This is a genomic window from Streptomyces sp. NPDC001231 (genome assembly GCF_042896885.1).
Classification (GTDB): Bacteria; Actinomycetota; Actinomycetes; order Streptomycetales; family Streptomycetaceae; genus Streptomyces.
Map to the genome: position 1 here is coordinate 1 of NZ_JBIAXS010000029.1, position 18,519 is coordinate 18,519.

Below are 18,519 nucleotides of genomic sequence, written 5' to 3' on the forward strand. Positions count from 1 at the left end.
GCCCTCCCTGCACGCGGATCAGATGCGCACAGCCAAGCCGAGGCAAGCGGTGTCAAGCATCAGGTGAAGCCACAACGTCAAGCATCAACCGAGACAAGACACAGCGCCAAGTGGCGGATGCGGTAAGAGTTTCCCTACTTCATCAAGCCCCGGCTGCGCTCCGCTCCGCCGGGCACGCTCCCGGCTCCGCTCGGGGCGCCGCTCCTGCCTTCGGCCCGCTCCGCCCCGGCTGCGCCTCCGCGCGCCCACAGGTGGATAGGACCGGAGGCCATGAGTCGATCACCGCATAGAGCGGCCCACGGTCAAGACGATGCCTCCGGCGGGGGATCGGCCGGCACCGGGATGGAGGGGGCGCCGTTCCCGACCGCGGGCCCGTAGAGGGCGTGCGCGGGGAGCTCCCATCCCGTCCGCCATCGACCCAGGCAGAGCCGAGCAGACGCGGCCCAGGGCGTCAAGGTCGTTCGTACAGTGGCGCGCTCCACCTTGACGCCCTGAACCACGCCCGCTCCACGGTGTGTGGGTCGACGGCGGACGGGATGGGAGCTGGGGTAGGTGGTGGGTTGAGCTAGGTGCAGACCCGCATCCTGTCGGCAGAGGCGATACTCAATCTCTGACGTCGGTCGCCGAGAGTTATTGCACCGGTCATGACTTCGATCTGCCCCTCACCTCTGTACTCAAGTGACGGAGGTTGTAGAAGTCTTCGATGCCCTCTTTGCCTGATATCCCCCGAAACGCATTGCTGACGAACATTTTATTACGGATTTGGTCGGCGCAGCGTAGGGCACCCTGAGCCGTGACGCCGCTACACCGATAACGTCCTGCGCGGATGTCGTTCGCCATGTCGAGGAGGTGAGCGCGGAGTTGGTTCGCTGCCTCGAACGTGACCTCCGAAAAGAGCGCCGCTTGGCCACCAGCCCCATGCGGGCGGCGAGGTGCTTCCCGAAGCCTGGCCCTCAGGGGATCGGCATGGGGGAGGCGGTCTGCAAGGCAGTTGGCGACAAGATCCGAAATTTGGAAGCGGACAAGCTGTTCAGTAGGCATGGCCACATCCTTGCGCTGAATGGCGACTTTCGGCGGGGACTTGGACATAGCTGCACTTCAGGGGCTTGCCGCTTGCTCCGACTGTCGAGTTGACTCAGTCATTGAGATTCCGCCGACCGCGTGGTCAACGTCCAGCGTCGATGTCGCCGGGCGTAGAAGGCACAGAGGATGAAGCCCTCGCGCCCCGCAGAACTCCTATGAGCCCGCCCAACGCAGGACCGCACCACAGGACAACCAGGACAGGGAGCGGCACACCGATGCCCCCGCCGACCACCACGACCAGCAGCACGCACAGCAACAGGGCTTGCGAGACCAGATAGGTTGCAGCCTTCTGCCGCACGCTCCAGTTCCACGTGCGCTCAATGAGCCGCTGACGCATAGTTCCCCCTGCCCGAGGATCAGCCGACCCGGAGTCTACGGCTCCCCGGTGGTGGGGCTCTGCCCTTCACGTCACTCCACGGACAGTGTGGGCGCCGACTAGGTTAGCCGGGCTGGGCTGAGGCGCTGACGCCCCCGCAACAGCCGAGAAGGCCGTCTGTGCCCCCTGCGTGCCCGATCCGGCAGCGACCAGCGGGAAACAACGGGGAACGTCGGCGAGCGCCTCAGGAACACGCAGGTCAGCGTCTTGCCAATCAGCCCACATCCGGTTACGCGATCTTCCAAACTGGTGCTCCAGGATCCGAGCGCGGCGCTTGACTGGGTCATTGAAACTCCAGCCCAAAGCCGCTCCACCGACCGCGACTGGTCCGGTCGGGGATCGAAAACCGGTTGCGCCGTAGTACAAGATGAAGGGCGTGGTCACCAAGGAACGCGCCGTGGAACTGGTCGAGGCCCTGCTGTCGAGAGAGCGGCAGGAGTCGCCATGGATGGCACGGCTGCCCGAGCTCGCTGTTCTCGACGTGAAGGAGCACGCGCTCGGGTGGCTGGTCACCTGGCAGTCGGTTGAGTACATCCGCAGCCGCGATATCAAAAAGATGTTGGTGGGCAGCGGGCCCTACCTGGTGGACCGCCAGGATGGGAGCATCCACCACATCCCTGTCACCACATACAGGCGCGAGGGCTGGGAGAAGCTCTATCTCCAGCAGGTCAGGGGGGTCCAACCGCCCGATCCGCTGATCACTGCTGTCCAGGCACTCGTGCACTCCGACGGGACGATGGCCGCGATACGCCACCTACGGAAGCAGGCCCCCCGGTTGGGACCACAGCAGGCGAAGGCCTATGTGATGGCCGTCCGGGACGGGAACGAACCTCCGGAGGAACTGGTCAGCCTCACCCGGAAGCCGGAGAAGTGTCCTCCATTGCCCATCACCACGCTGGCGAGCCCGGCTTGGTAGCGGTCCGGCAAAGGCGGGGCATTCTTGTCAAGACCACGTGCGGCGGCTGACACAAGCGGTTGACACCAACAAGCGCGAACAGCAGCGGTCGGCGCCGGACCTCAGTGGACGATCGCCCGAGGCGCAGCGGCCGTTGGTCGACGTTGACAGACCCCCGTGATCGACCTGCTAAGGATGAGGCCAGACCTCAAAGCCTTCACCTCTTACGGGCGCCGTCTTCACCGTGGGGCGGCGCCCATCGCCTTGACTCGGTCATTGAAACTCCAGCCCAAAGCCGCTCCACCGGCCTTCGAGGGTTGCCTAACCCAAGAGCCTTGGTTGAGTAGAAAAGCGTCCAGTCATCGACGGGTTCCTAGCGACGCCGCTGCGCTGGATCCGTGTAGCTTGGGTTGTGACACAAGTTGTAGCTCAACTTGCAGCTCGACGTCGGTCCCACCAGGACAGCTCCGGGACACGGTCCGGCCTGGGTGCCACCAAGCCGGACCGGTGCCCGCGGAGCAGCGAGCGAGCCCGGCCGTTTATAGGGCGGCCGGGCTCACCGCCTCACTTGCTCCACGAGAGCAACGACGGCTACGAGTAGACTTAGCGCCGACAATGTGATTTGCCAGCGATCCGGCCCAGGCCAGCGCCTTCCTGGCCTTCTATACCGTCGGTCTTGCATTCACTCTTTCCCTTCTTCCCAGTGCACCCTCAGCGGGCGCTCCGGTCAGCCTCTCGCCAACCGGAGGTTCATGAGGAAGGGGAACCAGCGCGTAGAGCGTAGCGCGTCAACTCGGCACTTCACGCGCCGTCTTGGCCGTCACACTCCCATCGCACACCACGGGCTATACGTTCTCGAGGAATCACTCGGGAAGTTCTCGAGCTTCCGGGATCATTTTTGACCTTCGGGCACCAGAACGGCCCTTAGACGGCCACACAACGCTTGAGCGTGACAGAACAAGAGCTTGACCGCGAGCGTGTGATGCTCACCACATAAGCACGGGGCGCATGACTTAGCAGGCGCAAGAAGCGCAATAAGCCTGCTTTCGGCACGACAACCTGACCGACTGATCGAATGTCAGTGCTAGGTGCTAGCTTGCGCTGCCGAAGCGAGGAAGAGGAGGAGCCCGTGCCGTGTCAGACCGCCGGCATCGCATGTAACGCTGAGATCCAGGCCGCTACTACGCTGCAGAACCTGGTCCAGCGGACGGTGAGGGCCAGCGGCGTCGACCAGCCACAGAGGCAAGACACGAGCCCCAGCCGCACGCACTGGGCGAACTCTGCGAGAGCGGTTGCGGCGTTCAGTGGGGTGATACGCGTGCGATCTGGTCATCTGCCGTGTGTCAGTGGCTCGACGGCTTCCGCCGACCACACTCTGCGTCTCACTGCAGCCCGTCAGCGCAGACCGGAAGGAAGTGTCGACAAGAGTCCTACTGAGCCAGACCGCTGGGGCGGGTCCTCCATTGCTCGCCGCGAACAGGACCGAGAGCTACCCGAGCCGCCAGCCAGCGCACCCGACACAACACTCCCTACAAGCTAGGCTCCCTCACGTGACGAGCAAGATGAGGCAACTTCCAAACCCCAGCGCAATCCCAGCCGGGTCGATTAAGCACGGCGAGGTGTACACCCAGCGATGGGTCGTTGATTTGATTCTTGACCTTGTCGACTACACACCAGACAGAGACCTTTCCGAGGTTGTAATCACGGACCCGGCCTGTGGCAGCGGAGCCTTTCTGGTGGGCATCACTGAGCGTCTTAGTGAGTCATGCAGGAAGTTCGGGAAAGAACTCCCCATCGATGGTATCCGAGCCTTCGACATCCTGGCCCGGAATGTGTCATCAAGCCGCGAAAAGATCAGCTCCATCCTCACAGCAGACGGCTGGGAGCAGGGCAGCGTTGAGATCCTGACAGAAAAGTGGGTCACTCAAGGCGATTATCTTCTTTCAGATACCACACCAACCGACATTGTGGTCGGCAATCCACCGTATATCCGTCTGGAAGATGTACCCGCAGACAGAATGCAGAGTTATCGCGCTCGAAATCTAACCATGACGGGCCGCTCAGATATCTATGTCGGATTTTTCGAGCGCGGTCTTGAGTCCCTCAACGAAGGTGGAGTCCTCGGCTTCATCTGCGCCGACCGCTGGATGAGAAATCAATATGGCCGCGAACTCAGGAAGCTAATCGCAGGCAGGTTCAGCGTCGACTCAGTCGTCATCATGCATGACGTTGACGCCTTTGAGGACCGAGTAGCGGCTTATCCTGCAGTCACGGTTATTCGCAACGGCCCTCAAAGTGACACGATGGTGGCAGACACCTCAAGAGACCTCGGTCCGAAACAAGCAGGCAGGCTGCTCTCATGGCTTCAGAAAAGGGAGCCAACAGAAGTGAGCGATGTAGGATTTACAGCTGCCTGCCTTCCCCATTGGTTCTCAGGCGACGAATCCTGGCCGACAGGAAGCCCTGCCCGACTGGCGCTCCTGGAACACCTCAACGACACATTCCCCGTGCTTGAGGACACTGATACCAAAGTCGGCATCGGCGTCGCAACCGGTGCAGATTCTGTGTTCTTGACCACCGATGCGAATCTCGTGGAATCGGACCGCCTACTCCCACTCTCCATGGTTAAAGATGCGCGGTCTGGCGTATTTGACTGGACCGGCTCGTACCTCGTCAACCCGTGGACCGCTGATGGCAATTTGGTCTCGCTGGATAGCTACCCTCGACTCAATAGTTATCTACAGAAGAATCGTGGCCCGTTGAGTCGCCGACACGTCGCAAAGAAGCGCACAGATCAGTGGTATCGCACGATCGATAAGGTTGATGCGAGCCTAGTGAGCAGGCCCAAACTTCTTCTCCCTGACATGCGACTCACGATCCATCCCACACTGGAACAGGGAGGCCACTACCCCCACCACAATCTCTATTACGTGACTTCGGAGAGTTGGGATTTGGAGGTGCTGGGCGGCCTGTTGCTTTCCCGTGTCGCTCAACTTTTTGTGGAATCTTACGCCGTACGCATGCGAGGTGGAACGCTGAGGTTCCAAGCTCAGTACCTGCGTAGGATTCGGGTGCCACTGCCAGAGTCGCTGAGTGCGAGGAATCGACAGGACCTGATCGCAGCCTTCCGCAATCGAGACGTTGACGCGGCAACAAATGCTGCACTGCGCGCCTATGGTATTTTTACGAGCCTTCCGAACTAGTTTCCTCCGAATGATGCGCTGCTACGTCCTCGTCCTGCATAGGCAACTCGCGGACTTCCCTTCGCTCCCTCACCTCAACATGCATGTCAATCGGCGTCCGCGCCAACACCGCATCAATGGACACCCTAAAGAATTGATTGATGCTCAGGTCTTCCGGCACCAAGTCGTGACGAACATGCACACTCGACCCGTCTCCCGGAGTCCAATCGGCCACCAAGACAGCCGTGGAGTCATAGACATCATATTCAGCTCGCAACTTCCGCAGCATATCTAGCGCACGCTCATAGGATGCCGGCTCGTTGGCATGAACAGAGGAGTGAAGGAGAAAAACAAATCCTATCGCCGCTAGCGGATGTCGCCCCCGAAGATTTTTTGCATCTCCGTAAGCTTCCTCAAAGCGATTAGGGAGATTCTTAGCGAAAGAGGATGCCATGGTCTTCGTCGAGATGAGGATCTCTGGGCCACGCGCCCATTGAGCAACCACAACATCTACCTGCTTAACATACGCCTTCCCCAAAACGCTAGCGTTCGAAGGCGCCGCGGCTTTGTCTTTCACCAAGTATTTCTGCACCTGCGTGCGCACTTTTTGCGGGAGGTTACTGATAAAGATTCCCACCTCACGCGGCAAGACCCTAGGGACGTCCCGCCGTGGCCATACCTCGTCCGCGTCGAATCCGGCTCTCCGGAGCTCGTGAGCTACCCAGGCGTCGAGCGCCTTCGCGAGGCGGCCACTTTGAGGATCCGCATCCTCTCCGACGGGGATGCCAAGCAACTTTTCAAGAAGCGCAGTATCAGCCTTGTAGGACGGCACCGTGTCCGTGATGTGCCATGGGGACGCCGAAGACGCTCCCGACAAAATAGGATGTACTAGGTCAAAGATGTTGTCCAGCTTCTCAGGCACTCAGATTCCTACGCTTGGTCGCTCCGATTGAGGGGGAGGGGCTTGGGCCCTTCGGGCACGCTAGAGGATCTTCAGTCCCAGCGACAGCCAAACCGTGGACTAGGTGTGGCCTGGCCTCCCGAAGACTGGGTGCCGCACCCTTGTGAGCTGCACACATGCGTGTACATCAAGGGGCCTCCGGAGCCGTTACCCGACCGCTCGCCGTCGGCCCACAGTCGATCACCCGCAGGTGAATGGGGCCATGATGCGCCGGGTAGGGTCACAGCCTGCTAGAGGGGGAGGGAACGTTGGATCTAAGCGAGGTTGAGAAGGCCGTAGACGACGGCAGAGGCTATGCAGCTATCAGCGTCAAGACGCTTCGCAACGCTGTGGGGGCAGCCCGAGCGAAGAAGAACGTGGTAGCGGAGATCTCTGCTGGCCTACGGGCAGCTGGGTTCGGTCACGTACCGTTCGAGATACCGAAGCGCCAAGATCGGGTGGTTCTGTTGTACCGCCTCGGGACTGGCGAGGGTGCCGCGCTTATCGCGATGGTAGAAGCAGCCCACGGGGACGGTGAGCAAGCGAACGGTGCCGCAGGGCTTCTACCGACCTTGTTGGCGTGATGTCGTAGGGAAACTGACGATTCGTGATCCCTGCGGTATGCCGTTTGCTGAGGTGCGCACAGGGTGCACGGCAACGGCCTTGACCGGACTCTGTGACACGCTGTGAAGCATGGGGTGGACTTTCAAGCTTCACGGTGGTGTTGCAGCCGGGCTGGGCGCCACGCTCTTGTTGCTGGCCACGCTCACTTGGCTGCCCGGGGCCTTGCCGTTCACAGGCGCGAGATGGTTGGCGGCCGCGATTTTCGTATCGCTCTTCTTGACCTTTGCATCTGCTCTGGTCCGACTGATCATGAGGAGCGCGGACAAGCATGCGATATGGATGGCCTTCCGGTGCCTGCCCGGCAAGGTGCAGATGGCACTCGGAGCGTTGGCCCTGTGGGGTGTGGTGCTGTTGGTCTTCAGTACGGCAACAGAGGGGAACCTTCAGTCAGCCGAGGTAAGGGACGGCCGTTATGTCGCCTTCGACACGACGCCCCATGCGCGCGGCACGGTCGAGATCTCCCAGAGCCGCTACCAAGATGTCCTGGAGAGCGATCAGCGCACCATGCTCGCCATCCCAGGCGTGCTCTTCCTCGGCGCTGCCTATGCTGTTCTGGCAGCCGGAGAACTACGCCGAGCAGACGGCGCTGTTGTCCCGTCCGGCGTCATGTAAGGGCTTCTCCTCACTGTAGGCGTGGTCTCGTCAGGGTGAGTCCGGTGCCGGCAAGGCATCCGTCGATGAGGTCGGGCTGGTACTGGACCTGGCGCAGTCCTTGCCGGAGGGCGCGCATCAGGTGGGCGGGGTCGGTGAAGGCGGTGTTGGCCTGGCAGCGCCTGCGGAGCAGGGACCAGATGCCCTCGACCGGGTTGAGCTGCGGCGCGTACGGCGGCAAGTAGTGGACGGTGACCCAGTCCTGGGCATCGATGAACGCGCGTAAGCGGCGGTCGCGGTGGACGTTGAGATTGTCCCAGACCAGGATGATCGGCTTGCCGAGTTGCTGGTGGGCCGCGATGAGCAGGTTGCGGTAATCGGTCCACGCAAAGCTGCGTCGCCCGCCCGCCTTGTGGTCCGGGTGGACCATGGGCCGGTAGATGAGCCGCGAGCGTTCGCCGGGTTTGTAGCAGGCCAGGGCCGCGATCGAGATCCGGCGCTGGGAGCGTCCCCTCACCGTGATGACCGGGGTGACGCCACGACGGGACCAGGTGCGGGTGGTGGGCGGCGTCATCGAGAAGCCGGCCTCGTCCTCAAAAACGAGGTAGGCATCGAGCGCCGCCGCGGTGCTTCCACGTGCGGGAAGGTCTCCTTCACCCACCCGGCCACGGCTACGTCGTCCCGCTCGACCGCTCGCCGGGCCGGGACCTGGTGGCTCCAGCCGCGGCGGCGCAGCATCTGCGAGATGCCCGAGAGTGTGAACGACTTGTGGAACCGCCGCCCGATCAAGGTCTTGATCCTGGCCAGTGTCCAGGTCTGGTCCGGCCAGCCGTGCGCGACCGGGCCCTTGGCCAACTCCTGCTCCAGTACCGCGAACAGCTTCTCGCTCAGCTTGGGCAGCGACACTGGTCCCACCGACCGAAGACCGTCCGTGCCGGTGTTCTGCCAGGCCCGGCGCCACCGCTGAACCGAACGCACGCTCACCCGTAAGTCCTTGGCGACCTCCGCGTTGGAGGCCCCGGCGCCGAACCGTTCGGCGGCCTCCATCCGGATCCGCTCACGAAACGCCTGCCGTCCAGGCGTCAGCCCACCACCCTGCGGATACCTCATACAAACGGCATACCGCGACGATCACACCCCGTCAGCCCCCAACGACATCACGCTTCCAAAGTCAGTAAGCACCATGCTGCCGTCGTTGGACGACCGGTAGGGGACCGGTAAGACCAGAAGCCCACGGCATCTGAGCTGGTCAGAGCCGTGGGCTTCTTCAGGCCCGCTGGTCAGCAGAAGGTTGATCAGTAGACCGGCAAGTCAAGCCGCACGAACAGGAGCGGCGGTCATCTCAGGCGGCCACCGCGGCTGGTCGCTACTCGGAGCGCGTCCCCCAAGGCTCCAGCCAACCCGGTCGCCAGGACTCGCAGTTCCTCCGGCTCCGCGTCCGAGTCGTCGAGTACCTTTTGTGCCTGCTCCAGCAGTCCGGCAGCCATGCCGAGTTGGACCGATTCGATGTTGTCCGCCAGGCGGGACATGAAGCCGTCGCCGTCGTCGGTGCTGAGGTAGCAGGGCTTGCCGTCGGGTCCCGACCACGGCAGTAGCCGCAACTCGTTTTGCACTGTCACTCTTCTGTCCCCCTCCGGTCGATCTGGTGATGCGTGGTGAAGACCGCGTCGGCGTGATCACCTGGGAACACCAGGAGCGCGGCCTCGACCACGCGTCCAGCGGCGTCGGTCATTACGCGGGTGATCGCAAGTACGGCCCAGGCAGAGCCGATTCGAAGGACCGAGGCTTCCTCCTGTGTCGGCAGGCGAACGCTGACCTTCTCCCGGACGTTGGCCAGTGGCGGGTGCAGCTCCGCCAGGTTCGCCACCACCCCCACGTACGAGGTCGACTCCTCAGGCACGGAGGCCGGTGCCAGGTCCCGGGGCACGTAGATACGAGCCAGGCTGTGCGGCGACTCCCCGTCATGGCTGAGACAGACGAACTCGGTCAGTGGGCTTCTGGCCGGTACGTTCATGAGGGCGGCCAGATGCCCACGCGCCCGGATCTTGGCGGTGCGGATCGTGACGCGCAGAGCTGCGTCAGCAGGGGTGTGCACGTCGGGCATCGCACCTCCGCCGCGGTACGTGATTCTGCGGAGGGGGCGACGGACGAAGTTGCCCTTGCCGTGGATCTTCTCGATCAGCCCTTCCCCTTGGAGGACTGCGAGGGCGCTCCGCAGCGTCGGTTTGCTGACCGCGTAGTGCGAGGCGAGGTCGGGCTCAGAACGAAGGCGTTCGCCGGCCTTGAGCCGACCGGTCAGGATCTGGTTCCGGAGGTCACCGGCGATAGCGTCACAGCGGGAAGACACGGACCCAATCACCACCTTCTCAGCATTCGCATGGCGATCAACCGGGTCCGTGCGTGCATGGTCAGCAGCTCGCCCGAGTCGAACACAAGCCGCTTGGCACCGTGCGCCAGTTGGAAGAGGTCGACCACACGGCACTGCTGGCCGCCCACCTGGATGAGGTCGCCGCGCTGCACGCTGGTCGAGGTGATCTCGACGGTGGAGGCCAGCGCGCCACCGACCGCCCGTACCCTCACCGCTTCACCCCCGCCGGCGCGGACCGGTTGAACGCCGAGTGGCACGGGCAGTCGCAGACTTCATAGATCACCGGGACGTCAATCGGCGCCGCGGCCGGAGACGACTCCGCGCAGACGTGGTGCGTACCGATCCGGCATGAGGTCGACAGGTAGGGGACGGCCTCAGCGCTCATGATGCGTGGCTGCTGGCGAGGAGGAGGCATCAGCGGACCCCCGCGAGTACCGACCAGGCCTCAGCCGACAGACGAGGAGCCACGATCACCGAGCGCTGCCGTACGCGCTGCTCCCAGGCCAGCACGTACGGGCGGACGAGCGCATTCTCCTCGCCCAGGAGCAGGTGAAGGCGGTTAGTGGTGTCCGGCATCCATTCCGCAACGACCGGCGGTCCTGCCGCAAGCGTAGGAGGCGTCACCACAACCGTCCGGGACGGCGTCAAGGGCCGGCGATGCCTACCCTTGGGGAAGTACCTTGCTCTGGCGAGTGAGACGGCACGACGGATACGGTTGAACATGCTGATCAGCTCCTCAGGGCTGACGGCCGTGCCCCCGGGCGGCGCGTACCGCCGCGGGGGTTTTGTCGTTGACTCCGGCCCAGACGCTGCGGCCGTCCGCGCTGCTGTCGACGAGCCCAAACGAGTCGGCCGTCGCCAGTGCTGCGAGGAGCTCTTGCCATCGCTCGGGAGAGAGGGGGCAAGGTACGTGCGCCTCCACACGGCCCCACCCCTTGCCGCGCGTCACGATGGGCGCGATACCCAGGGCTGCGAGACGTGCGGTCATACGGTCGACACGACCATCAGGGGATAACGCGAGACGATCCCTCGGCTGCACCTTCCCCCCTCGCAAGCTAGATAGCCAAGAGCAAGCTAGCTATCTAGATTAGAGGTAGTGGTCTAGATTTTCCATATGCGTGAGCAGCCGCCATACCTCCACATCGTTGACGTGCTACGACAGCGCATCGCCGATCAGGAATGGGCGCCGGGAGACCGCCTGCCGTCCCGCGCACAACTGGCACAGGAGTGCAAAGTGGGCGAAGCCGTCATTCGTCGCGCCCAAGAGACACTCATCGCCCAGGGCGTCCTGGAAGGGCGTGCAGGCTCGGGAACCTACGTCGCGGAGCCGCGGGAGCGACTGCGCATGGTCCGCTCGCGGCAGCATGAGCACACCGACGGCGCACTGTTCCGTGCGGAGATGGCCGCGCTCGGCAAGAGGGGAACTTGGGAGAGCCGCAGCGAAGCGATGGTGCCGGCTCCGGTGGACATCGCAGCGCGCCTCGACATCCCCGAGGCGGACTACTGCGTGCGTACGCAGTACGAGTACTTGGCCGACGGCAAGCCCGTTCTTGTGTCAACGAGTTGGGAGCCGTACAGCATCACGTCCGGCACGCTGGCGGTCCTGCCAGAGGGCGGACCGTACGCAGGGATGGGCGTGGTGCGACGCATGGCCGAGATCGGCATCACGGTCAGCCGGGCGACGGAACAGCCGGAGCCCCGGCAGGCGACCGCCGAGGAGGCATCGCTCCTGGGTGTTCAGAAGGGTGCTCTCGTAACGCACATCCGGCGGACGTACTACAGCGACGACGGTCGTCCCGTGGAGACGGCGGACATCGTGGTGCCCGCTACTCACTGCGAGATCGTCTACGAGATCCCGATCAACCGATAGCCGACGGCATGCCTGCCGCTTCAAGCGAGTGTCTAACTGCGTGACAACGCCGACGGACAACGGCGAACAAGCGCGGACACCTGCGGACCATCAGCCAAGGTGAGAGGCGCACCGGGCCCGGACCCAGCCCGTACTCAAGTTGCTTCGGGACGAAGAGGTCGTGGGTTCAAATCCCGCCACCCCGACGGTGAAGTACCAGGTCAGGGGCCTGATCCGCAGTGCGGGTCGGGCCCCTGGGTGGTTGTGGGGGGGCGTTTCGGATCTGGTCGGGCAGTACCTCGGCCGGCGTCAGCGGGTGGGTTTCGCTGAGCGCGTTGTGACCGGGCGGCCCGCCGTTCCTCAGCCGGTGTGCCGCTAAGTCGACACTCCCGTCACTATGCCCAGCAGCGTGAGCACGAAGAAAGCCGTGCCCCAGGCCAGGGCGTGGCGTATGCAGCGGTACTTGGTCCAGGCGATCTGTGACAGGACCGCCAGTTGGCTCAGGTTCCGGGACACGAGGTCGGTGCGGCGGATCGTCCGCTCCAGGTGCGCGACCGACATCGCGAGCCTCGCGTCGCCGAAGTAGTGGGTGCGGGAGTAGCGGGGGTTTCCGAGCCGTGGGGTCACCGCCAGGCTCAGCAGGACGAGTGCCGGTACGCAGGCGGCGCAGCCCACCCAGAGGAGGAGCTGCGGGACGACGGCGTACTGTCGTGGGGCGATGACGCCGCCGCCGATCGCGCCGAGCAGGGCGGTCAGGGCCGCGCCCAGGGACGCCAGCATGAGGCCGGCCTTGTTGTCGGCCTTCATGAGCTCCTCGCGGGCCTCGGACAGCAGGACCCTGGCGAGTTCCGCGCCGCGGTCGGCTGCGGGGTCGACATCCGGGTCCATGTCGGCGTCGCCTCCGGGTGTGGTCATGCTTCCCCTCCGTTCCGTCGGTGTCAGGCCGCCGCCCCGGCGTGCGGGGCGGCGGCCATGGTGCTGTGTTCCCGGTGCAGGCCGGTGCGTCAGACCGTCGACGAACGGCGAATCTTGTCCTCCAGCGCGTTCACCGCCTGCCGGACCCGGATGTTCATCGCTGCCGTGTGTTCCCGGAACGTCGCCTCCGACTCGGCGCGGTGACGCCGGACCTTCTGTTCGATGGCGTCCTGGGCGATCTCGAGGTCTGCCAGGGCCCGACGCTCGGCGAGCCGGACCTCCTCGTCGTGAACCTTGACCGCGCTGTTGCTCGCGCTGGTGAGCATCCGGTCGTACGCGGACTCGCCGCTCAGGTACTTCACCAGCACGGGGAGTACGTCGAGGATGACGAACAGCAGGCGGACCAGCCAGATGCCCACGAACAGCACCGGGTTCCCGGTCGCGAGTTGATCGAGCGCCCGCATCCGTTCCAGGACACCGATCTCCTTCTGTTTGGCGCGCTCCTCGTCCAGCCGCCGCTCGATGCCGTCGGCCCGGGCCTCGAGGAAGGCGCCGCGTGACACGGTCTGCTCGGCCTCGATCTCCGAGATGCGGCTGTTCATGCGGGCCAGTCGCTCCTCGTTCTCATCGGTGCGGTGGGTCGTCCGGTAGTCCTGTGCCTTGTCGCGCAGGCGCAGGCACTCGGACGTCCGCTGATACAAACCGGTGGCGGCGATACGGATCAGCCGGCGGCACTCGTTCCGTACCTCGGAGTCGATGGCCTCCAGCCTGGTGGTGTCCCCGTCCACCCGCTTCTGCAGGGCGGCGGCGTCCGAGCGCAAGGCGGTCAGTTCCTCGGCCCGTTCACCGGGCGTCTTGTCGAAGGAGAGGACGTACGTCCTGTCGCAGCCCTCCGGGGTGACGGTCCGCGTCGTGGAGGGTACGGGGTTGCAGCGGACCAGGTTCGTACGCAACTGGTCGATCGCGTCCGTACGTTCGTCGGCAACGTGTTCTTCGATGGCCGTCTGGAAGATACGCAGCACCAGGGGCTCGGCGATCACCGCGCCGAGCATCAGGGCGATCAGCAGGCGCATGAGGAGGGGTCCGACCCGTCGCCGCGCATTCGGCTGTGGAGTGACCAGCCAGCGGTCGAGGTTGAGCACGAACAGCATCCAGATGACCGTCGGGACGAGGGCCACGAGGGAAACCCTGCCGAGCGCCTCGGTCGCGAAGTTCCACATGGAGAACGCCGCGATGACGGAGGTGCCGAGCACCACTCCGCCGAGGGCCGTGTACTTGCTCCGCTCGTACCTGACCCTGGCCAGCAGTTCCTCGTCGACGCCGGTCAGGGCACGCAGCCGTCGTGCGGCGCCGAAGCCGAAGGGGCGGCGGGTGGTACGGGCGAGGGCCCCGTCACCGGTGGTGCGGGCAGCGGGCCCGTCCCCCGTGGTGCGGGCGGTGGCCCGGCCGTTTGCAGTACGCGCAGCAGCATCATCGCCCGTGCCCCGGCCGTCCACCGTGCCGAGGGCCGTCACGTGGTTCGTCAGGAAGTCAGTCAATGAGATCGTCCTCGTCCTTGACGAAACCACCCTGCGGGTCGTGCGAGCCGTCCCGGCCCGTTCTCGTGCGACCGGGGTGCGCCGGTCCTGAATCGACCATGCGGGCGGTGCCGGCGGCGGTTCCGACGCCGGGTGCCGGCCGGCCGGCCGTCTCCCGCAGTACCTGTTCCAGGACCTGGTGATAGTCGACGCCGTACTCGCTGCCGCCCATCTGCCGCAGCAGCGTCAGCAGCAGTTCGCGGCGCATCTGCGTCTCCGCCGTCTCCAGCGACTGCGCGTGAGCCCGCTCCGCCGTCTCTGCCTCATGACGGCGGGCCGACTTCTCCTCGGTGGTCCGGTGGATGCGGGCCGCCGCCGCGGTGATGTCGATCTCCTGCCGGGCGATGCCGAAGGCGTCCACGTGGTCGGATCCCTGGGAGAGCAGTTCCGCGATCTGGCGTGCGTCCTGGGTCTCGAAGTCGCGCTGCCCCCGCTGGAGTTCCCAGGAGCGCCGCTCGTCGCGCAGCTTCTGCTCCCAGTCCCGCAGGTCGTCCGACGCGTGCACCTCGGCACTGACGAACTCCACGCTCATGCCCGCGACCCGCGGCGGCACGATCGCGCTGTAGGCGGTCATACGGTGGCCGACCTCGGTCCGTACCGCGTTGACCTCCTCAACGCGGTACCCGGCGCTCACCCTCGGCAGGTCGCCGTCACCCATCAGGTAGGCGCGCAACGGAACGGTGACGTCGATGACGCCCTGCCGGGCGATGACGGCCGGGTCGGTCACCTGGCAGGTGAAGGACGCCCGCACCGTGAAGTTGTCCGCCTCGCTCAACGACGGGAGCGTGCGCTCCACCTCGACCAGGCGCGCCCGGGTGTCGACCAGGCTGACCGAGGAGGCGTCGAGCACGTCGGGGTGGGACGGGTCGAACACCATGCCCTCGGGAAACGGGCGGTAGTTCCCGCCGACCCTGAAGACGTGGACCGCGCCGGGCGGCAGCGGCGGCACGTCCTCGCGACGGCGGCGCCGAGACCACCAGGCGCCCTGGACCGTGGCCAGGATGTGCTCGGCGATGACCGGGTAGTTCACTTGCTTCGGCCTCCTTGGGCGGAAGTGAAGGGAGGGGCGGGTATGAGGGACGCGGTGGGGCGCCGGGAGTCCGCCGGCGGCCGGCCGCGCAGTGATCCGAGGAGCACCTGCGCCAGTCGGCGGGCGCCGGGGATCGCGTAGTCGGGATGGTTCAGGGCGATGGACAGGTGGTGGCACAGCGCGGCCCACTGGCGCCCGCTCATGGCGTTCCGCATGGCCTCGCCGAGTTCGCGTACGGCGTCGGTGACGGACGGGTCGTCCCGCAGCTGCACCAGCGTCCGGCACAGTGCGCTGACCGCCCGGCTCCGGTTGCCGCTGTGCAGGACGTCCGCCCACAGGGAGCCGAGGTGGCGGGCGCTGTCCGGGACGGTGCGCAGGAGTGCCGCGGTGACGGGTTCGGGGGTCTCCAGCCGGGCGGCTTCCAAGAGCTGAGCGGCGGTCCGCAGCGCGATCGACCGCTCCCGGGACCTCGGTGCCGCCTTGGCGATCACGGTCCGTACGTACCGGAGGATGAACAGCGTGCATTCCGGGTCCTGTTCGGCGGTCTGCAGCAGCAGGACCAGCGAACGGCGGGCCGAGAACGCGATCCGCTCCCCGCGCTGCGTCAGGAACCAGAGCCAGTTGAGCGCCTCCAGGCGGTAGAGGGAGCCCAGGCGGCCCGTCAGCGCCATGGCCGCCGTCACGGCACGGCCGGGCCCGCTGTTGTCCGTCCAGCTCAGGGCGATGTTCAGGGCCTGTGGCGCGAGATGCTCGACGTCGCACATGAACTGCAGCGTCAGCGCGGCGGTCACCCGCTGGTTGGTGAGCCCTCCGGACCACACCTTCAACATGTTCTCGTCGACCTCGACGAGCGCGTGCCGTGCCAGGAGCGCGACGCCCCGGGCCACCTCCGTGCGGGTGTCCAGGTCGCCCAGCAGGGCCAGCTCGCCCAGCCACTGGCGCAGCGGGTACCAGAGCTCGTAGCCGTACAGGTCGTACAGCTCCGCGATGACGAGCTCGCGGATGCGCGGCGAGGTGAAGACCAGGCACCGCTCGCTGCGCCCGGCGTCCCGGCTCGGGCCGAGCCGGAACTCGGTTGTCACGAGCTCCACCGCCCGTTCTCGCCACCGGGCCCGGGACTGGTCGGTCACCGCGCCGCCCAACGGTGCTCCGGTCGAGCCGTCCGGCTCCGCGACCGGCGTCTCGCCGCTCTGCTCCCAGTTGCGCACATGAGCGGCGAGAGCGGCGCACTCCTTCTCGAACGTCCGCTCCGGGATGCCCTCCAGGAAGGCCAGGGCGGCGAGCGGGAGCAGGTCGTCCGCGGCGGGCCGCTTGCGGAACCACTCCTGGACCCGCTCCCGGTGCCGGTCCCGCAGGGTGTCCAGCGCTGCCTCCGCGCCCCTCTGGAACAGGGCCACGGCCGCTTCGACCACGTCCGCCGGTCGTCGCTGTTCGCCGACCCGCTCCAGCAGCTCCTTCTCGATGTCCGGGCCAAGACCGGTGTGCGGCAGCTTCCCCCTGCAGTGCTCGAACAGTTCCTCGGGGTCCGGGGCCCGCCACGGCACGCAGTGGTCGCGCAGCGCCAGCCGTCGGCGGGCCGTGTCGCCCGCCGTGATCACCAGGTACGACCCCTTGCGGCGCAGTTCCTCGCTCAGCCGCCCGATCGCGTACGCCTGTACGGCCTCGGGACGCAGCTCGCCGACATAGTCGAGGATGACGTACCCCTGCCCCGGCTTGAGGTCCCGCGACTCGGCCAGTTCGGCGAGGGCGTTGGCGGGCGACAGGCTGCGCAGCCTGGCCTCCTCGCCCAGGATCTCCCTGAGCAGGGCGAGGGAGCCTGCGCCCCGGCCGCAGTTGTCCTGGCCGGTCAGCACTACGAGGGCGTCCTCGCGCAGTTTGCCGAGCGCCTCGTCGAAGCAGGGCTGCGGCGGGACGTAGAACCGCAGGGCGCGGTCCGTCTCCTCGGGCTCGATGGTGCCGGGGGCGAGACCGGGGGACGAGACGGCGCCGAAGCCGAACGCCGCTCCGGAGGCGTCGACGACGCCGTAGAAGTTGTTGTTGACCAGCTGGTGGACGCGACGCAGGTCGTCGTAGCCCCGGTCGACCTCCTCGCGTTCGTCCGGCTCCTGGCGTCGCTCGGGAGCCGCGTCCGGTCCGGCATCCGGGCCGAGGACGTCCTCCTCGGCTTCCGGCGCACCGCCGGCGCCGCCCGGTGCGGGCGGCGCGACGTCCTCGTCGAAAGCGGGTACGGGCGGTACGGCCGACCCGTCGTCCCGGTCCGGTTCGTCAGCCACCGGCGCTCCCGAAGCCGAAGACGGCACCCCGGGCGTCCACGGGACCGGCGACATTGGTGACGTTGATCCGGTCGGCCCGGTACTCGTTGCTGATCTCCGTCGCGCCGGCTCCGCCCGCGGCGGCCGGTCCGGGCCGGACCGCCGCGGGCTCCCCCGACGCCAGGTCCACGGGCTTCCCCGTCTCCGTGGTCCTGGGCTCGCGTGAGGCGGCGGTCGGCGCGCCGAGCGCGGGCACGCGCAGCCAGGCCGTGGCCTCGTACTCCTTCACCTGGACGGCGACGCGGGTGAAGTCACCCGGCGTCAGGGTCGTATGACCGCCCGCCACCGTGGACCGGAAGACTTCGTCGGACAGCAGCAGAACCAGGTCGGCCCCGGGGTGCACGGCCAGGGCGTCGTAGAGCGGACGCGCGTTCAGCAGGCGCGCCGTGGCCACCACTGCCGTGCCGGCGAAGCCGTTGTCGGCCAGCTCCACCATTCCCTGGTGGATGACGGCCCGCAGCCGCATGCGGGCCTCGGGAACTCGCTGGGCGTTGTACTCGCGCAGCTCGGCGACGAGATGGCGGACGTAGTCGTCGACCAGACGCGGTTCCTTACCGTCGACGGGCACCACCGCCAGCTGCTCGTCGCCCTTGCGCTGGATCTGCCACTGCGCGCGGTCAAGGCCGGCGCCCCTGGCGGCGCGGTCGAGGAGCCTCGGCAGATCGTGCTGGATTTCGGACTGCCTACGGTCGTTGTTGCTTCCGTAGGCCTGTGCGTCCACGGCTATGCAGGTGCAGGGATGGAAGTCAGGCCACGCAGCCACCCGATCATTTCCTC

The 18,519-nt window shown here is 66.0% G+C and carries 17 protein-coding genes; 5 read left to right on the forward strand and 12 right to left on the reverse strand.

Translation table 11 applies throughout. The annotated features are described in order from the left end of the window. Positions 1–1,835: 1,835 nt before the first annotated feature. The gene (locus tag ACFY3J_RS29680; protein ID WP_390842100.1) at positions 1,836–2,375 is read left to right on the forward strand and encodes a YrhB domain-containing protein; all 540 of its coding nucleotides are present in this window, start codon (positions 1,836–1,838) and stop codon (positions 2,373–2,375) included. 1,529 nt (positions 2,376–3,904) lie between these two features. Next, on the forward strand, positions 3,905–5,557 hold the full coding sequence (locus ACFY3J_RS29685; RefSeq protein ID WP_390842101.1) for a class I SAM-dependent DNA methyltransferase: 1,653 nt from the start codon (positions 3,905–3,907) through the stop codon (positions 5,555–5,557). Here ACFY3J_RS29685 and ACFY3J_RS29690 read toward each other — a convergent pair. Next, positions 5,538–6,458, reverse strand: coding sequence for a hypothetical protein (locus ACFY3J_RS29690; protein ID WP_390842102.1), 921 nt, complete (start codon positions 6,456–6,458; stop codon positions 5,538–5,540). The two genes, ACFY3J_RS29685 and ACFY3J_RS29690, sit on opposite strands and share 20 nt — an antisense overlap. 287 nt (positions 6,459–6,745) lie before the next feature. Here ACFY3J_RS29690 and ACFY3J_RS29695 point away from each other — a divergent pair, with 287 nt between their 5' ends. Together ACFY3J_RS29695 and ACFY3J_RS29700 are read left to right on the forward strand one after the other, a co-directional pair. Then, positions 6,746–7,060, forward strand: a complete 315-nt coding sequence (locus tag ACFY3J_RS29695) for a hypothetical protein (protein WP_390842103.1) — start codon at positions 6,746–6,748, stop codon at positions 7,058–7,060. A gap of 109 nt (positions 7,061–7,169) precedes the next feature. Continuing rightward, positions 7,170–7,712: a hypothetical protein gene (locus ACFY3J_RS29700; RefSeq protein ID WP_390842104.1), complete on the forward strand. Its 543-nt coding sequence runs from the start codon at positions 7,170–7,172 to the stop codon at positions 7,710–7,712. 10 nt (positions 7,713–7,722) lie between these two features. Here ACFY3J_RS29700 and ACFY3J_RS29705 read toward each other — a convergent pair whose 3' ends face one another. The 6 genes from ACFY3J_RS29705 to ACFY3J_RS29730 all read right to left on the reverse strand — a co-directional run bounded on the left by ACFY3J_RS29705 (position 7,723) and on the right by ACFY3J_RS29730 (position 10,635). Continuing rightward, positions 7,723–8,265 carry a transposase gene (locus ACFY3J_RS29705; protein ID WP_390842105.1) on the reverse strand — a complete coding sequence of 181 codons (543 nt, stop codon included), beginning with the start codon at positions 8,263–8,265 and terminating at the stop codon, positions 7,723–7,725. Next, on the reverse strand, positions 8,262–8,801 hold the full coding sequence (locus tag ACFY3J_RS29710) for a winged helix-turn-helix domain-containing protein (RefSeq protein WP_390842107.1): 540 nt from the start codon (positions 8,799–8,801) through the stop codon (positions 8,262–8,264). Before ACFY3J_RS29710 ends, ACFY3J_RS29705 begins: the two co-directional genes overlap by 4 nt. Before the next feature lie 227 nt (positions 8,802–9,028). Next, positions 9,029–9,310, reverse strand: coding sequence for a hypothetical protein (locus tag ACFY3J_RS29715; protein WP_390842108.1), 282 nt, complete (start codon positions 9,308–9,310; stop codon positions 9,029–9,031). Next, the gene (locus ACFY3J_RS29720) at positions 9,307–10,050 is read right to left on the reverse strand and encodes a GntR family transcriptional regulator (protein WP_390842145.1); all 744 of its coding nucleotides are present in this window, start codon (positions 10,048–10,050) and stop codon (positions 9,307–9,309) included. The genes ACFY3J_RS29715 and ACFY3J_RS29720 overlap by 4 nt, the downstream gene beginning before the upstream one ends. Next, on the reverse strand, positions 10,047–10,271 hold the full coding sequence (locus tag ACFY3J_RS29725; protein ID WP_390842109.1) for a hypothetical protein: 225 nt from the start codon (positions 10,269–10,271) through the stop codon (positions 10,047–10,049). The genes ACFY3J_RS29720 and ACFY3J_RS29725 overlap by 4 nt, the downstream gene beginning before the upstream one ends. A 202-nt stretch (positions 10,272–10,473) precedes the next feature. Continuing rightward, positions 10,474–10,635 carry a hypothetical protein gene (locus ACFY3J_RS29730; protein ID WP_390842110.1) on the reverse strand — a complete coding sequence of 54 codons (162 nt, stop codon included), beginning with the start codon at positions 10,633–10,635 and terminating at the stop codon, positions 10,474–10,476. A 538-nt stretch (positions 10,636–11,173) separates the two neighbouring features. Between ACFY3J_RS29730 and ACFY3J_RS29735 the strand changes: the two genes are divergently transcribed. Next, positions 11,174–11,929, forward strand: coding sequence for a GntR family transcriptional regulator (locus ACFY3J_RS29735; protein WP_390842111.1), 756 nt, complete (start codon positions 11,174–11,176; stop codon positions 11,927–11,929). 354 nt (positions 11,930–12,283) lie between these two features. On the opposite strand, the gene ACFY3J_RS29740 is transcribed toward ACFY3J_RS29735, so the two are convergent. The 5 genes from ACFY3J_RS29740 to ACFY3J_RS29760 form a co-directional block, all read right to left on the reverse strand. Continuing rightward, positions 12,284–12,823, reverse strand: coding sequence for a Pycsar system effector family protein (locus tag ACFY3J_RS29740; protein WP_384174828.1), 540 nt, complete (start codon positions 12,821–12,823; stop codon positions 12,284–12,286). Positions 12,824–12,912: 89 nt separating this feature from the next. Then, positions 12,913–14,361, reverse strand: a complete 1,449-nt coding sequence (locus ACFY3J_RS29745) for a DUF4407 domain-containing protein (RefSeq protein WP_390842112.1) — start codon at positions 14,359–14,361, stop codon at positions 12,913–12,915. Beyond that, the gene (locus ACFY3J_RS29750; protein ID WP_384174824.1) at positions 14,354–15,430 is read right to left on the reverse strand and encodes a hypothetical protein; all 1,077 of its coding nucleotides are present in this window, start codon (positions 15,428–15,430) and stop codon (positions 14,354–14,356) included. Before ACFY3J_RS29750 ends, ACFY3J_RS29745 begins: the two co-directional genes overlap by 8 nt. After that, positions 15,427–17,703 carry a hypothetical protein gene (locus ACFY3J_RS29755; RefSeq protein WP_384174823.1) on the reverse strand — a complete coding sequence of 759 codons (2,277 nt, stop codon included), beginning with the start codon at positions 17,701–17,703 and terminating at the stop codon, positions 15,427–15,429. The genes ACFY3J_RS29750 and ACFY3J_RS29755 overlap by 4 nt, the downstream gene beginning before the upstream one ends. After that, a complete protein-coding gene (locus ACFY3J_RS29760; RefSeq protein ID WP_384174821.1) occupies positions 17,696–18,505 on the reverse strand; it encodes a hypothetical protein in 810 nt (269 codons plus the stop codon). Before ACFY3J_RS29760 ends, ACFY3J_RS29755 begins: the two co-directional genes overlap by 8 nt. Positions 18,506–18,519 lie beyond the last annotated feature (14 nt).

Coding starts and splice junctions, on each gene's coding strand:
- ACFY3J_RS29700 (WP_390842104.1), top strand. CDS start 7,170: ATGGGGTGGACTTTCAAGCTTCACGGTGGTGTTGCAGCCGGGCTGGGC.
- ACFY3J_RS29705 (WP_390842105.1), bottom strand. CDS start 8,265: ATGACGCCGCCCACCACCCGCACCTGGTCCCGTCGTGGCGTCACCCCG.
- ACFY3J_RS29710 (WP_390842107.1), bottom strand. CDS start 8,801: ATGAGGTATCCGCAGGGTGGTGGGCTGACGCCTGGACGGCAGGCGTTT.
- ACFY3J_RS29730 (WP_390842110.1), bottom strand. CDS start 10,635: ATGCCGGACACCACTAACCGCCTTCACCTGCTCCTGGGCGAGGAGAAT.
- ACFY3J_RS29735 (WP_390842111.1), top strand. CDS start 11,174: ATGCGTGAGCAGCCGCCATACCTCCACATCGTTGACGTGCTACGACAG.
- ACFY3J_RS29740 (WP_384174828.1), bottom strand. CDS start 12,823: ATGACCACACCCGGAGGCGACGCCGACATGGACCCGGATGTCGACCCC.